The sequence below is a fragment of the Sandarakinorhabdus sp. genome (assembly GCF_040398665.1).
Lineage (GTDB): Bacteria > Pseudomonadota > Alphaproteobacteria > Sphingomonadales > Sphingomonadaceae > Sandarakinorhabdus.
In genome coordinates, this window is the sequence record NZ_JBBATQ010000004.1 from 195,568 (window position 1) to 209,159 (window position 13,592).

Here is a 13,592-nt window from a genome sequence, read left to right on the forward strand (position 1 = left end):
GACAAAACGCCCTCCCCCGTGTGGGGAGGGCGACTCGCGCCCTTGGCGTGAGCGGGGTGGGGGTTACCAACGTGGCCACAATTGGAACCCCCCACCCCGCTCGGCTGGCGCCGAGTCGCCCTTCCCGCAAGGGGGAGGGAGCTGAGACTACAGCGCCTGCAGCCCCTTCTGCTTCAGCCGCCACACCAGTTGATCGAACCGGTCCTGGCCAAAGAACGGCTCACCATCCAGCGCCATCAACGGCACGCCATAATGGCCCGACGCGCGCTGGGCATCCTGATTGGCCTCGATGGCTGCACGATAATGGTCAGGGTCAGCCGCAATGGCGGCATCGAGCGCCGCCAGATCGAGCCCGGCGCGCGCCGCAGCCTCGGCCAGATGATCGCCTTCGTGCCACTGATCGACCGTGCCGCTCCAGATCGTGTGGGAGACTTCGCGGATGAAGGCGAGACCCTTCCCGGCCTCGGTGGCGGCAATGCCGAGCATCGACAAGCGGTGGATATGAGGCTGCTCGGCCGGATAGAGCCGCGTCGCCGGATCCATGTACACCGGATCGGGCTGCGGCCAGCGATAGGGCATGCCCAGATACTGCGATTCCCGATACGTGTCCTTCATCAGGTAGAACATCCACAAGGGATCGACCTTCTGGAAGAAATCCGATTGGCGCACCGCGATCGGATAGACGATGCGCACGTTGCAGGTCACGTCGTGCGTCGCCACCAGATCGACAACGCGCGGCAGCAGCAGATAGGAATAGGGCGAGCGGAACGACCAGAACAGGTCGAAGCTGAGGCTCATGCTTGTGGTTTCGTGCGGATGTTCAATTGCCCGGCCAACCCGGCGTAGCGATGGATTTCGATGGCCTGATATTCGGGCAGCGCCACCATCTGCAGCATGGCCTGCGGGCTGGGATACCAGGCCAGCGCCACCGCATCCCATTGTTCCTCCACCTGGCCCAGCAGCATGCCGCTGACCGGCCCGTGATAGACGACATGGCCGCCGACCGCTTCCAGGCAGCCACGCACGGCCTCGCCATAGCGGTCATAGGCTTCCCGCCCGGTCAATTCGGGATCCCGGCCATCGGGATAGGTCGCCTTGTCCTTGAACTTCAGCAGGTTGACCATGACCATCGGGCCATGATCGGCATCGCCGAAAAAGCCGGCGATCACCTCTGGACGCGGCGCGGTTTCATTGACGACTTGCATGGCTTACCCCCGATTGATGTGATCGAGGATGATCTGCACGACTTCTTCAGGTGCGTCTTCCTGCAAGAAATGTCCGCCTCCCTGCACGATCGTGTGCGGCTGGCCCTTGGCACCGGGCACGCGATCGATGAAGAGCTTCTCGCCGCCGTGGGTCACGGCATCCTTGTCGGAGAAACAGGTGACCACCGGCTTGTCGAAGCGCCCGAGCACCTCCCACGCCGCCTTGTTCTCGGCGACGCTGGCGTGTTCCGGCGTGATCGGCACCAGCGTCGGGAACTGGCGCGCGCCTTCCTTGAACGTCTCGTCCGGGAAGGGCGCTTCATAGGCGGCGATCTCGGCCGGCGTCAGGTCGCGGGTGGTGCCGCCGTTGACGATGAAGCCGACGGGGAAGGTCTCCACCTTCTGGCTGAATTCCAGCCAGGCGCGGAAGCCTTCCGACCAGCCGGTGCCGATCGGCAGGCCGGTATTGGCGATCACCAGCCGGGCGAACCGATCGGGAAAGGCCGCAACCAGCCGCAGCCCGATCAGCCCGCCCCAATCCTGGCAGAACAAGGTGATGCCGGTCAGATCGAGCCCGGTCAGCCAGTCGCTCATCCATTCGACATGGCGTTCATAGGTGTAATCATTACGGTCCGCCGGCTTGTCGGATTTGCCGAAGCCAATCAGATCGGGCGCCACCACGCGGTGCCCGGCGGCGACCAGTGGGCCCACGAATTTGCGGTACAAATAGCTCCAGCTCGGTTCGCCGTGCAGCAGCAGGATCGGCGCGGCATCGCGGGGGCCTTCATCCACATAATGCAGGCGCATGGCCGTACCGGTGGCACGATCGGTGATGTCCGCATGATGCGGCGCGAATGGATAATCGGCGATGCCGGCAAAGGCGTCGTCAGGCGTTCGCAACACGTGCATTGATCAATTCCCTTTCCTTGGTTTCGCGGCCAAGCGCGCGGGCGCCCAGCCAGAACAGCAACGCCGGCAGCAGGCCGGCCCAGGCCGCAAAATACAGCACGATGCGCACCGACTGCGCGCCATATTCGGGCTTCAGCATGTCCGACAGCGCGCCGAACAGCAGCGGCCCCAGCCCCAGCCCGATCAGATTTTGCGCAAACACCATCCATGCGGCCGCCATCGCCCGCGTGTCCGGCCGGGCCAGCACTTGCGCCGCGCCATAGGCCGGGCCGTAATAGGCCGAATTGGCGATGGTCGGCAGCACCAGCAAGGCAATCGCCAGCCGCCAATCATCGATCCAGTAACCGGCAAACAGGATCGGCGCCGCCAGCACCATCGCCCAGGCCGGCAGGGTGAGCATGTGGCGCTTGTCATGCCGGCCCCAGCGATCGGCGGCCCAGCCGCCCAACCAGGTGCCGACAATGCCGGCAATCCCCAGCGTCACCCCGACAAACAGCGCTGTCTGCCCGACGCTCAGCCCGTGGGTGCGCTGGAAATACACCAGCACCCACACGCCCTTGCCATAAGACAGGAACGCCACCAGCGATGCGCCGGACAGCAACAGGCAATAGGCCGGCGATGATGCCAGGGCCTTCAGGCTGGCCCACATCGACAGCCGCGGCGGTGCCGCCACGCCGGGCGCGCGCATCTCGCGCGGATCCTTCAGGAAAAACCACACCCACACCGCCAGCAGCAGCCCCGGCAGGCCAACGACGAAAAACGCCGCGCGCCAGCCGAGCATTTCCGCCATGCCGCCACCGATCAGCGTGCCCAGCAAGCCACCGATCGGAATGCCGAGGCCAAAGAACGCGATGCCGCCAGCACGTTTTTCGGGCGGCAGGCTGTCGGCGATCAGCGCGTGGGCTGTGGGTGTGCAACCCGCCTCCCCCACGCCCACGCCGATGCGGGCCAGCAGCAATTGCCAGAAATTCTGCGCCATGCCGCACAGCGCCGTCATCGCCGACCACACGGCCACGCACACCGCGATCAGCCGGCTGCGGTTGGTGCGGCCGTTGTCAGCCACGCGCGCAATCGGCACGCCCAGCGTGGCATAGAAGAGCGCAAAGGCCAGGCCGGTCAGCAGGCCCAACTGGCTGTCGGTGAGGCCGAGATCGCGGGAAATCGGTTCGGCCAGGATCGCCACGATCTGCCGATCGATGAAATTGAAGATATAGACGACCAACAGCGTCCACAGCAGCAGCCGCGGCTTCACCTGCACAGGCGGTCCCGTCGAAACCATAGCGTCTCCCCAAAACCCGGCCATCTTGTTGGTTTCAGGCAACCTGCCTGTCGCGCTGCCGGCTGGCAAGCCACTTGCATGTAATAGGCCGGCATTCGCAGGTCTTGCCGGCGTCCCGGCCCGGTGGCAGGGCAGCGGCCATGAGCCCATCCGATGCCGATGCCGATCTCGCCCGCCGCCTCGCCATCGAGGCTGGCCAGTTGCTGATGGAACTGCACCGCAGCGGCCCCGCCGATGCCAAGGCACTGGGCGACGTGGCCGACAAGGCCAGCAATGATCTGTTGATGACCGCCCTGCGCCGCGAACGGCCGGACGATGCCATCTTGTCCGAAGAAGAAGCCGACGATCGCAGCCGCTTGGGCGCGCGGCGCGTCTGGCTGGTCGATCCGCTGGATGGCACCCGCGAATATGGCGAGCGCCGCCATGATTGGGCGGTGCACGTTGCCCTCAGCATCGATGGCCGCATCGCCGATGGCGCGGTGGCGCAGCCGGCGCTGGGCCAATGTTTCTGCACCGCGCATCCGCCGGCGCTGCTGTTGCCGCAGCGCCCGCCCCAAGGTCCCTTGCGCATCGCCGTCAGCCGCAGCCGCCCGGCCAGCATCGCCACCAAACTGGCCGACGCGATCGGCGCGGTGCTGGTGCCGATGGGCAGCGCCGGGGTGAAAACCCTGGCGGTGCTGCGCGGCGAGGCCGACGTCTATCTGCACCAGGGCGACATGTATGAATGGGACAGCGGCGCGCCGGCTGCCGTGGCGCAGGCGGCCGGATTGACGGTCAGCCATCTCGATGGCCGGCCGCTGCTGTTCAATCAGGCGCGGCCGATCACGCCCGATGTGCTGATCTGCCACCGCAGCGTGCAGGCAGAGCTGCTGGCGGCGGTCGCGCGTTTGCAGAGAGGGTAGGACCGGCAGCGGTTGTATCGCGCTGCTGATCCACACGCTGCACTGGTGCACGTCCTGAAATTGCCATATTGGGCCGCTACGGGCCGGGAAGGATCAATGAGTTTGGCGCCAGACATGTACCCAAGTGACGCCAGCCCAGCCCCAGCCAGCCTGGCCCCGAATCCATCGCCAGCACCGTCGGCGGCGCAGTTGCCTGCACTGCCGCGCACGGAACGCGGCTGGACCTGGTGGCTGGGCACGCTGATCACGCTCGCCGTGCTGGGCGCCGCGCTGATGCAACTGGCGCAGGTCGATCTGGCGCGTGTTGCCGCCGTCGTGCCAAGCGCGCCGGCGTTCTGGCTGGTCTATGCCCTGTCCTATTTTGCCGGGCCGCTGGGCGATTTCATCATCTTCCGCCGGCTGTGGCAGATTCCGGCCGATGGCTTTCTGGCGCTGCTGCGCAAGCTGATCGGCAACGAACTCATCACCGGCTATGTCGGCGATCTTTATTTCTACACCTGGGCGCGGCAGCGCACGACGATGACCTCGGCGCCGTTCGGGGCGGTGAAGGATGTGGCGATCCTGTCGGCGATGGCGGCCAATGCCGTCACATTGGTGTTGATGGTGCTGGCCTATCCGCTGCTCGATTCGCTGCATCTGGGCATCGACAGCACGGCATTTTTCGCATCGGTGGCGGTGATGCTGGTGATTTCCAGCAGCATATTGTTTTTCCGCAAGAAACTGTTCAGCCTGCCGACGCCGGACCTGTGGCATGTCACGGTGGTGCAGATGGCGCGTGTGATCGCCACGCTGGTGCTGACCGGCTGGTGCTGGCATCTGGCCCTGCCGGCGGAATCGTTGCAATTGTGGGTGCTGCTGTCGGCAATGCGCATGCTGTTGTCGCGCCTGCCCTTCCTGCCCAACAAGGATGTGGTGTTTGCCGGGCTGGCCGTGTTCATGATCGGCCATGATGCCGAAGTTGGGGCGCTGATGACGATGATGGCCAGCCTGTTGCTGGTCACCCATCTCGGCCTCGGGCTGCTGCTGGTCGGCGGCGAAGCAGTGGGATGGCGCCGGAAATGAAGCAAGGCATATTGCTGGCTGCGCTGCTGGGGCTGACCGCACCAGCGGCGGCGCAGGTGGAATCCAGCCCCAATTTGGGCAAGGCCGAAGGCCAGTGCCATCCGAACGAGACCGGCCCGGCGGTGATCATCACGGCGGCCGGCCTGAAGGATCGCCAGGGCGTGCTGCGCGCCGAACTCTATCCCGACAATGATCAGGATTTCCTGCAGGACGACAATGTGCTGGTGAACAGCGGCAAGACCTTCCGCCGCGTGGAAATTCCGGTGCCCACATCGGGCGTGGCACAATTGTGCATCCGCACGCCGGGGCCCGGCAGCTATACACTGGCGTTTCTGCATGATCGCGACAGCAATCGCAAATTCGGGCTTTCGTCCGATGGCGTCGGGTTCCCGAACAATCCAAAGCTGGGATTGGGCAAACCCAAGGCCGCCGCGGTGCGCGTTGCGGCCGGGGCCGGCATCACCTACATCACCATCCGGATGAATTACCGCAAGGGCTTGCTCAGCTTCGGGCCGCTGCGCGAGCGGAACTGATCGGGCCATCTGGCGTTTGCGGGCTTGACCCGGATAGCGCACACGCAGAAAGCATGGTGCAGCCGCACGCCAGCCACCATGATCAGCATGGGTCATCCGCATGCACGTCGTTGATATTTCAGCCCTGTATTCGCCCGATGGCGGCGGCATCCGCACCTACACCCACCGCAAGCTGGAGGTGGCGCAGCAGCATGGCGTGCAATTGACCGTGGTGGTGCCGGGTGCTGACGATAGCGTGCGCCAGGTGGGGCACGCCCGCCTGATCAGCTTGCGATCGCCGCGCTTCCCGCTTGATCGCAACTATTTCTATTTCGCCAATGACCGCATCATCCATGATGTGCTGGATCAGCAACAGCCGGATTTCATCGAATGTTCCTCGCCATGGGGCAGTGCCGCGGCGGTGGCCGCCTGGCCGGGCGCCGCACCGCGCAGCCTGTTCATGCACGCCGAGCCGCTGTCGGCCTGGGTCTATCGCTATCTCGATGGGTTGTTGCCGCGCCATGCCATCGATCGCGGCTTCGATTGGTTCTGGCGCTATCTGCGCCGGCTCGACGCGCGTTATGATCAGGTGATCTCGGCCGCGCCCAGCCTGTCGAAGCGACTGCGCGATGGCGGGCTGACCAAGATTGTCGACAATGCCCTGGGCGTCGATCCGGGCGTCTTCTCCCCCGCCAATCGCGACGAGGCGCTGCGCGCGCAGTTGTTGGCACAATGCAGCCTGCCGGCCGATGCCACGCTGCTGGTGGGCGTGGGGCGGCACAGCCCGGAAAAGCAATGGCCGATGGTGATCGCCGGCGTCACCGCCGCCAGCTATGGCCGGCCATTGGGCATGATCATCCTGGGCGATGGCCATGCCAGGGCGTCGGTGGCGCGGGCGGTGGGCGAAAATCCGCATATCCAGTTGATCGCCCCGGTGCGTGACCGTGCCGAATTTGCCCGCATCCTGGCCAGCGCCGACATGATGGTGCACGGCGCGCCGGCCGAAACCTTCGGCATCGCCTGCGCCGAAGCGCGCGCCAGCGGCCTGCCGCTGATCGTGCCGGACGAAGGCGCCGCCTATGACCAATTGTCCCCCGGCCTCGGCCTCGCGTTCAAATCACTGGATGCCGCCAGCCTGGCCGGGGTTGTGGCCGCCGCCATCCCGCAGTTGCCGGCGCTGCGGGCAAACGCGATCGCTGCCGCCCCGACGGCGCGCACCATTGATGCGCATTTCGCGCAGCTGTTCGCCGGCTATGCCGATGTGGTGAACAGCCGCCGCGCGGCGTGAGGGCTGAAGTCAACGGCGGCAGGTGGCTGATTTTGGGGAATGGTGGACGCGGCAGGGATTGAACCTGCGACCCCTGCGATGTCAACACAGTGCTCTACCACTGAGCTACGCGTCCACGGGTTGGAGGCTGTTAGTGGCATCCCCTCGCCTTGGCAAGCCCCACTGGCAGCCGCATACGCGTCAATTGGCAGCTTTGCGCCGGCGCGGCGCTGGCCTAGCAGGGGAAATGGCCGCCGCGACCCCGAATGATCTGCCGCCCTGGCACCTGACGGGCGAACCGGATGGCCGCTGGCCGTTGCTGCTGGCCTCCCCGCACAGTGGCCGCCATTACCCGACGGCGCTGCTGGCCGGCTCGCGGCTCGGCCTGATGCAGTTGCGCCGTGCCGAAGATGCCTTTGTCGATGCGCTGCTCGATGGCATATCGGGCGTGCCGGTGATCAGCGCCACCCACGCACGCTGCTGGATCGATCTGAACCGCGCGCCGGATGAACTTGATCCGGCGATGTTCGACGGCGCGCTCGATGTGCCCGTCACGATCAGCGAGCGGGTGCTGGCCGGACTGGGCGTCATCCCGCGCCTGGCCGGCCATGGCCTGGAAATCAACGCCGCGCGCCTGCCCGCTGGGCAAGCTGCCGATCGCCTGGCGGCGCTGCATCGCCCGTGGCACGATCAGATTGCCGGCATTCTTGCGGCCGCGCGCCGCCGGCATGGCGCCGCCCTGCTCATTGATTGCCATTCGATGCCATCGCCTTCGGGCCCGCGCCCGCCACAGATCGTGCTGGGCGATTGCCATGGCCGCAGCAGCCACCCGGCGATCATGACGGCGATCGAGGATCATTTTCGCCGCCAGGGCTGGCGGGTGGCACGCAACAGCCCCTATGCCGGCGGCCACACCACGCGCCGCCACGGCCAACCGGACAGCGGCATCCATGCCGTGCAGATCGAGATCGATCGCGCCCTGTATCTGGATCAGCATCGCCTGACCCTGCACAGCGGCGCTGGCCGGGTGCGCGCGGCCTTTACCGGGTTGGCGCAGCGCCTGCTGGCCGATTGGCCGCGCTTGCTGGCCGCTCCGCCCTTTGCCCAGGCCGCTGAATGACCGCCCCTGAATGAATGCCCCTGAAACGCGAAAGGCCGCGCCGGCTGGGGGGAAAGCCGGCGCGGCCGGTTCGGGCGCGACATCGGGCGGTCGAGCACCCGGGGAGATGTGGCAGGCATGTGCCACGGGCGGCCACCGCAAGGGGGGAAGCAGTGCCGCCGTTCCCATGATCTGGGATGTGGCGCGGGGATTTCAAGCCCTGCGCTTGCCGATTTGATCCAAGCTCAGAACGCCACGCGCAGCGATACCCGGATGTCGCGGCCGAACAGCGGTGCCACATCCTTCAGGAAGCTGCTGTGCCGGCGTGCTTCGACATCGAAGATGTTGTTGGCCTGCACGATCAGCGTGGACGGCGAATCGACGCCAAAGGGCTTCCACGACAGGCTGGCATTGACCAGCGTATAGGCCGCGGTGCGGGTTTCGAACGCCGCCAGCCGATCCTGCGCCGTGGCATGTTCAACCTCGACGCGGCCGCCGACCACGCCGCCGGTGGCTTCGATGCCGCCGATCATGCGCAGCGGCGGAATGCGCGGCACGGCGCCGCCGCCGTTCAGCACGGTGGCGCGGGTGAAATCGAGCAGGCCGGTGGCCTCGACCCGCGTGGCACCCAGTTGCGCGACCTTCAGCGCGCCTTCCACTTCCACACCCCAGAAGCGCGCGTCGGTCTGGCGATACTGGAACACCGGCAAGCCATCTTCTTCCAAGCCGGTCGGATCGAGGAAGATATAATTGTCGAACCGATTGATGAAGGCCGACAATTCCATCCGCCAGGCATCGCCGCGGCCACGCAGAACCGCTTCGGCGCCGAGCTGCCGTTCCTTGCTGAAATCCGGATTGCCGATTTCAAAGGCGCTGGTGGCGGCATGGGCGCCATTGGCGAACAATTCTTCTGCCGCTGGCGCCCGTTCAGTGCGCGCGCCGCTCAACGCGAAGCGGAAGCCGCTGCCCAGATCGACCGAGCCACCGACCGACACGGACAGCGCATCGAAGCTGCGATCGCGACTGACAACAGCGGATGACACCTGGGCGTGTTCATAGCGCGCGCCGCCTTCAAGCCGCACCTTGCCCAGATCGAATTCCTGCAGGGTGAACAGGCCGAACTGGCGGGTTTCGTTGGCGGGGATATAGGCTTCCTCACCCACTGCGTTGAAATTGCGGCTGAAAAATTGCATGCCGGATGCGCCTTGCCAGCCGCCGCGATCGGCCTGCACCAGTTCGGCCCGCGCTTCCCAGCTGCGATTGAAAAAGCTGGTGCCGATCGCGCCATCGGCTTCGATCTCGTCGTGGCGATAATCGGCCCAGCCGGCCCGCACCCGCAGTTCCTTGAACGGGCCCGGCATTGGCACCGCGCCGCGCAGATCGACGCGAGTCTGACGCATGTCGAGCGTAATGTCTTCATGGGCGTGCGCCTCTTCCTCATGATCTTCCGCGTGACCATGGTCTTCGTCGTGATGCTCGATCTCAAGGCTGTTGGGGATGCCATAACGATTGGCGAGGTGGCTGACGGCCAAGCCGAAATTCGCGCCGTTCTCGCCGATCCAGGCGATACTGCCGGCGACATCCCAGGTGCGCCCGGCGCTGTTGTCGACCCGGCCGCGCGCCTGTGCGTCTTCGGCGACATCGCCGCCTTCGGCCGCGGCTTCCTTGCGCAGACCCTCGCTATAGACAAAGCCACCGGTGCGATAATCATCGGATTGAAAGAAGCTGCCATCAACATGGGCGACAAAGCCCGCGCCCAGCGGCAGATTCACTGCGGCGGCAAAATTGCGCTCCCGTGCGGCCGAGCCGACGCCGGCGCTGGCATCGACATGCGCCCCGCCGTCGGGCACCTCGCGCGCGATGCGCAGATCGCGCATGTTGACGACGCCGCCGATTGCGCCCGACCCGAACAGCAGCGCCGCCGGCCCACGCAAGATCTCGATGCGATCGGCCAGCAGCGGATTGGCCGCCACCGCGTGATCCACGGACGTGTTGGAGACATCGAAGCTGCCGATGCCATCGGTGAGCACCCGCACGCGTTCATTGTCCAGGCCGCGCAGGATCGGCCGCGAGGCGTTGGGGCCGAAGAAGCTGGCGCTCACGCCCGGTTGGCGGGCCAGGGTTTCGCCGATGGTGGATCGCATCTGCAGCTGCAAGGCATCGCCCTGCAGCACCGTGACGGCGGTGGCCACCAGTTTGCGATCCCGCGCATAGGGCGCGCTCACGATGATTTCGGGATCAATGCTGTCATGCTGGCCATCTGTCGTCGGCGTGCCTTGCGGCGCATCCTGCGCCAACGCGGGCATGGCGGTTGACAGCAGCAAGACGGCAGCAACGGACGCACGAACGATCATCGAATTCGCCTCATGTGATTGGAACCGGCGGCTCCTTGGTTGCCTGGTTGTGGCGATATGATGATACTATGTATCATGTCAAGCCTGTTCAACAACGTGTCACTGGCGACAAGCGGATGACGTTCTTAACATTGGATAGTTGCGCATACGTCACAACGGTTGCCGGAACGAACGACTGCCTGTTTGGGAAAGGTCTGCCAATGAACTGCCAAGTCCATTCCGAGCATGTTCATGTCCACGGCCCCGGATGCGGCCATACCGCCGTCCGACATGATGACCATATTGATTATCTGCACGACGGCCATCTCCACCATGTCCACGGCGACCATGTGGATGAACATGTTGTTGCGGTTTCTGCCATCAATCCCGATGTCTGCGCCGCGACGCCGGGGTGTGATCATGTGCATGGGCTCGATTGCGGTCACGAGGCTGTGCCGCATGGCGATCATGTCGATTATCTGGCCGATGGCCGGCTGCAACATGTCCACGCCGGCGCCGACGGCAGCCACTGCGACGATCACGGCGCGCTGACGCTGCATTGATCATCGGCCCTTGATCCGCGGCCATGAAAAAGGGGGCGATGGCAACGGCCATCGCCCCCTTTTTCAATCTGGTTGCTGGATCAGGCCGCCGGTGCCGTCGCGGCCGCATATTGACGTTCGAACAGCGGGCTGATCAGCGACAGGCTGAACAGATGGGCATAGATCAGGCCGAGCAGGCCCGACTGCACCATCTTGCGGGTCTGGTCGCCGCGCAGATTCTGCAATTTCTGTTCATCGACCATGCGGAAGCCGCGATAGACGGCCGGCTGGGCCAGACCTTCGCGCTGGATGGTGACTTCGCCGTCCATCAGCAGATCGGCCTTGGTCAGTTCCTCCATGAAGCCGCGGGTGCGGGCCACGGCCTGTTCGAACTGCTCGCAGAACGCCAGGATATTCTTGGTGGTGTCGGTCGGATCGGTGCCGTCGAACAATTTCTCGCCGTCGTTATCGACCACGATGCCGGCGGCATCATCAAAGCACAACGAAAGTTCCTGCGCATCCGGGGTCAACCGCGCCAGCATGAACGGATAGCGGCGCACGAAGGCCGGAATATAGAGATTGGCTTCCCACTGATCATCGGCGCCGACGTAGAGGTTCTGGCCTTCCTGCAGGCCGACCAAAGCCAGCGGAGCGGGATTGTCGCCCACGCCGAACACGATCGGATAATTGCGCTGCACCAGCGGAAATTCGTCCACGGTCACCGGAATGGCGTGCGTGCCGCGCGTGAACGCCAGATTGCCCAGCGGCTTCAGGCCATGGTTGGGGTGCAGTTGCGACGACAACGGCGCCAGGCTGTTGTAGAAAAGCGGAAGCTGATTGGCAGGAGGCTGGCTGGCCATGGGGACACATGATCTTTCGTGACTCGAGGGGACGATTTTGGAACCGCTTTCCTAGTGCGCTGATGAATTCAGTGCAAGACTATGGTGCGACCCGGTTATGCAAAGCCCGGCCAGACGGAACCAATTCGGCACATGATCAATAGATCTTCCCCGGATTCATGATGTCGAGCGGATCCAGCGCCCGTTTGATCGCGCGCATTGCAGCCAATCGTGCCGGATCACCGAGCCGGGCGAGATCGGCGCGCTTCAATACGCCAATGCCATGTTCGGCCGAAATCGATCCGCCAGCCGCTGCGACCAGATCATGCACAAGGGCGGTGATCGCCTGGTGGCGGGCGGCAATCCACGCGACTGGCGATTCGTCTGCCAATCGATCGGCGACCAGCGCATCCGGCGCGGGCGCGCGCACGTTGAAATGCAGATTGCCGTCGCCCAGGTGGCCGAAGGCCATGACGCGCGCGCCGGGAAAGGCGGCTTCGACGCGGGCGGTGGCCGACTCGGCGAAATCCGGCATGTCGGCCACCGGCACGGCAATATCATGGTGCACGGCCGGGCCATCGCGGCGTTCGGCCAGCGGCAATTCCTCGCGCAGCCGCCACAGCGCCTGGCCCTGCGCCTCGCTTTGCGCGATCACCGCATCATCGGCATCAGCCAGCCCTTCGGCCAGCAGATCATCCAGCGGCATCGGCCCGGCCAGTTCCACCAGGCACTGCCAGCGATGCACCCCGGCCAGGGGCGGGCGCAGGCCGAATTGCTGTTCCAGCAGCGCCACGCCATCGGCCGGCATCAGTTCAAAGCTTTCGACCTGCCCGCCGCTCAACTGGCGCAATCGCGCCAGAAGCGCCAAAGCGCGCTGTGGCCGGTCAACGCCGGCCCAGCCGATGGCGCGATACGCCGGGGCCGGCACCAGCTTCAACGCCAGCGCGGTGATGATGCCCAGCGTGCCTTCGGCGCCGATCAGCATCTGCTTGAGATCCAGGCCGCTGTTGTCCTTCACCAGGCCGTGCAGTTGATTGAGGATGCTGCCATCGGGCAGCACCGCTTCCAGCCCGGCGACCAGTGCCCGCATCGTGCCGTGGCGCAGCACCTGCACACCGCCGGCGTTGGTCGCTGCCAGCCCACCGATGGTGGCAGAGCCCTTGGCGCCCAACGACAGGGGAAACGCCAGACCAGCGGCGGCAGCGGCGGCATGGACATCGCTTAGGATCGCGCCGGATTCGGCGACCAGCAGTTGGCCGGCGGCGTCGACCCGCCTGATCCGGTTCATGCGGCGGGTGGACAGCAGCACGGCCGAGCCGTCGGCCGCCGGGATGCCGCCCCCCACCAGGCCGGTGTTGCCGCCTTGCGGCACCAGGGCGACACGATGTTCGGCGGCCACCCGCACGATGGCCGCCACGGTGGCAGCATCGCGCGGCAGCAACAGCAGCGGCGTTGCCCCGGTGAACTTCCCGCGCCAATCGGTCAGGCTGGGGGCGATGAGCGCGGCATCGTCGGTCCAATCCGCACCGGCTGCGGCTTTCAGGGCTGCGAGGGCGGCTGGCGGGGGCGGGCGCAGGGCGGCAACTGGGCTGGTCATCCTGCGCTTTTAGCCGATTTGCGGCCTGGCAGAACCCCCGGCAGGG

13 protein-coding genes and 1 tRNA gene are annotated in these 13,592 nt (G+C 65.6%); 5 read left to right on the forward strand and 9 right to left on the reverse strand.

Annotation, left to right across the window (positions count from 1 at the left end):
* Positions 1 to 147 precede the first annotated feature (147 nt).
* Genes ABWP22_RS07470 through ABWP22_RS07485 form a run of 4 tightly spaced genes read right to left on the reverse strand, consistent with a single transcriptional unit; the run spans position 148 to position 3,393 of the window.
* On the reverse strand, positions 148 to 798 hold the full coding sequence (locus ABWP22_RS07470; protein ID WP_353199328.1) for a 2-hydroxychromene-2-carboxylate isomerase: 651 nt from the start codon (positions 796 to 798) through the stop codon (positions 148 to 150).
* The gene (locus ABWP22_RS07475; protein ID WP_353199329.1) at positions 795 to 1,205 is read right to left on the reverse strand and encodes a DUF1330 domain-containing protein; all 411 of its coding nucleotides are present in this window, start codon (positions 1,203 to 1,205) and stop codon (positions 795 to 797) included. The genes ABWP22_RS07470 and ABWP22_RS07475 overlap by 4 nt, the downstream gene beginning before the upstream one ends.
* Before the next feature lie 3 nt (positions 1,206 to 1,208).
* Complete coding sequence (locus ABWP22_RS07480; RefSeq protein WP_353199330.1) at positions 1,209 to 2,114, reverse strand: haloalkane dehalogenase; 906 nt, start codon at positions 2,112 to 2,114, stop codon at positions 1,209 to 1,211.
* Positions 2,092 to 3,393: a spinster family MFS transporter gene (locus ABWP22_RS07485; RefSeq protein ID WP_353199331.1), complete on the reverse strand. Its 1,302-nt coding sequence runs from the start codon at positions 3,391 to 3,393 to the stop codon at positions 2,092 to 2,094. The genes ABWP22_RS07480 and ABWP22_RS07485 overlap by 23 nt, the downstream gene beginning before the upstream one ends.
* 140 nt (positions 3,394 to 3,533) lie before the next feature.
* Here ABWP22_RS07485 and ABWP22_RS07490 point away from each other — a divergent pair, with 140 nt between their 5' ends.
* From ABWP22_RS07490 to ABWP22_RS07505, 4 genes are all read left to right on the forward strand, one after another.
* Positions 3,534 to 4,295 carry a 3'(2'),5'-bisphosphate nucleotidase CysQ gene (locus ABWP22_RS07490; protein ID WP_353199332.1) on the forward strand — a complete coding sequence of 254 codons (762 nt, stop codon included), beginning with the start codon at positions 3,534 to 3,536 and terminating at the stop codon, positions 4,293 to 4,295.
* A gap of 96 nt (positions 4,296 to 4,391) precedes the next feature.
* Positions 4,392 to 5,357: a hypothetical protein gene (locus ABWP22_RS07495; protein WP_353199333.1), complete on the forward strand. Its 966-nt coding sequence runs from the start codon at positions 4,392 to 4,394 to the stop codon at positions 5,355 to 5,357.
* On the forward strand, positions 5,354 to 5,890 hold the full coding sequence (locus ABWP22_RS07500) for a DUF2141 domain-containing protein (protein WP_353199334.1): 537 nt from the start codon (positions 5,354 to 5,356) through the stop codon (positions 5,888 to 5,890). Before ABWP22_RS07495 ends, ABWP22_RS07500 begins: the two co-directional genes overlap by 4 nt.
* A 100-nt stretch (positions 5,891 to 5,990) precedes the next feature.
* Positions 5,991 to 7,157 (forward strand): glycosyltransferase, encoded by a 1,167-nt coding sequence (locus ABWP22_RS07505; RefSeq protein WP_353199335.1) that lies wholly within the window; start codon positions 5,991 to 5,993, stop codon positions 7,155 to 7,157.
* Between the two features lie 40 nt (positions 7,158 to 7,197).
* Here the strand turns inward: ABWP22_RS07505 and ABWP22_RS07510 are convergent.
* Positions 7,198 to 7,272: transfer RNA gene (locus ABWP22_RS07510), tRNA-Val, on the reverse strand.
* A gap of 111 nt (positions 7,273 to 7,383) precedes the next feature.
* On the opposite strand from ABWP22_RS07510, the gene ABWP22_RS07515 reads away from it, so the two are divergent.
* On the forward strand, positions 7,384 to 8,256 hold the full coding sequence (locus ABWP22_RS07515; RefSeq protein ID WP_353199336.1) for an N-formylglutamate amidohydrolase: 873 nt from the start codon (positions 7,384 to 7,386) through the stop codon (positions 8,254 to 8,256).
* A gap of 224 nt (positions 8,257 to 8,480) precedes the next feature.
* Here the strand turns inward: ABWP22_RS07515 and ABWP22_RS07520 are convergent, their stop codons facing one another.
* From ABWP22_RS07520 to ABWP22_RS07535, 4 genes are all read right to left on the reverse strand, one after another.
* Positions 8,481 to 10,589, reverse strand: a complete 2,109-nt coding sequence (locus ABWP22_RS07520) for a TonB-dependent receptor (RefSeq protein ID WP_353199337.1) — start codon at positions 10,587 to 10,589, stop codon at positions 8,481 to 8,483.
* 125 nt (positions 10,590 to 10,714) lie between these two features.
* Positions 10,715 to 11,128 carry a hypothetical protein gene (locus ABWP22_RS07525; RefSeq protein ID WP_353199338.1) on the reverse strand — a complete coding sequence of 138 codons (414 nt, stop codon included), beginning with the start codon at positions 11,126 to 11,128 and terminating at the stop codon, positions 10,715 to 10,717.
* 83 nt (positions 11,129 to 11,211) lie between these two features.
* Positions 11,212 to 11,970, reverse strand: a complete 759-nt coding sequence (locus tag ABWP22_RS07530) for a SapC family protein (RefSeq protein WP_353199339.1) — start codon at positions 11,968 to 11,970, stop codon at positions 11,212 to 11,214.
* Between the two features lie 136 nt (positions 11,971 to 12,106).
* On the reverse strand, positions 12,107 to 13,546 hold the full coding sequence (locus tag ABWP22_RS07535; RefSeq protein ID WP_353199340.1) for an FAD-binding oxidoreductase: 1,440 nt from the start codon (positions 13,544 to 13,546) through the stop codon (positions 12,107 to 12,109).
* Positions 13,547 to 13,592: the final 46 nt, after the last annotated feature.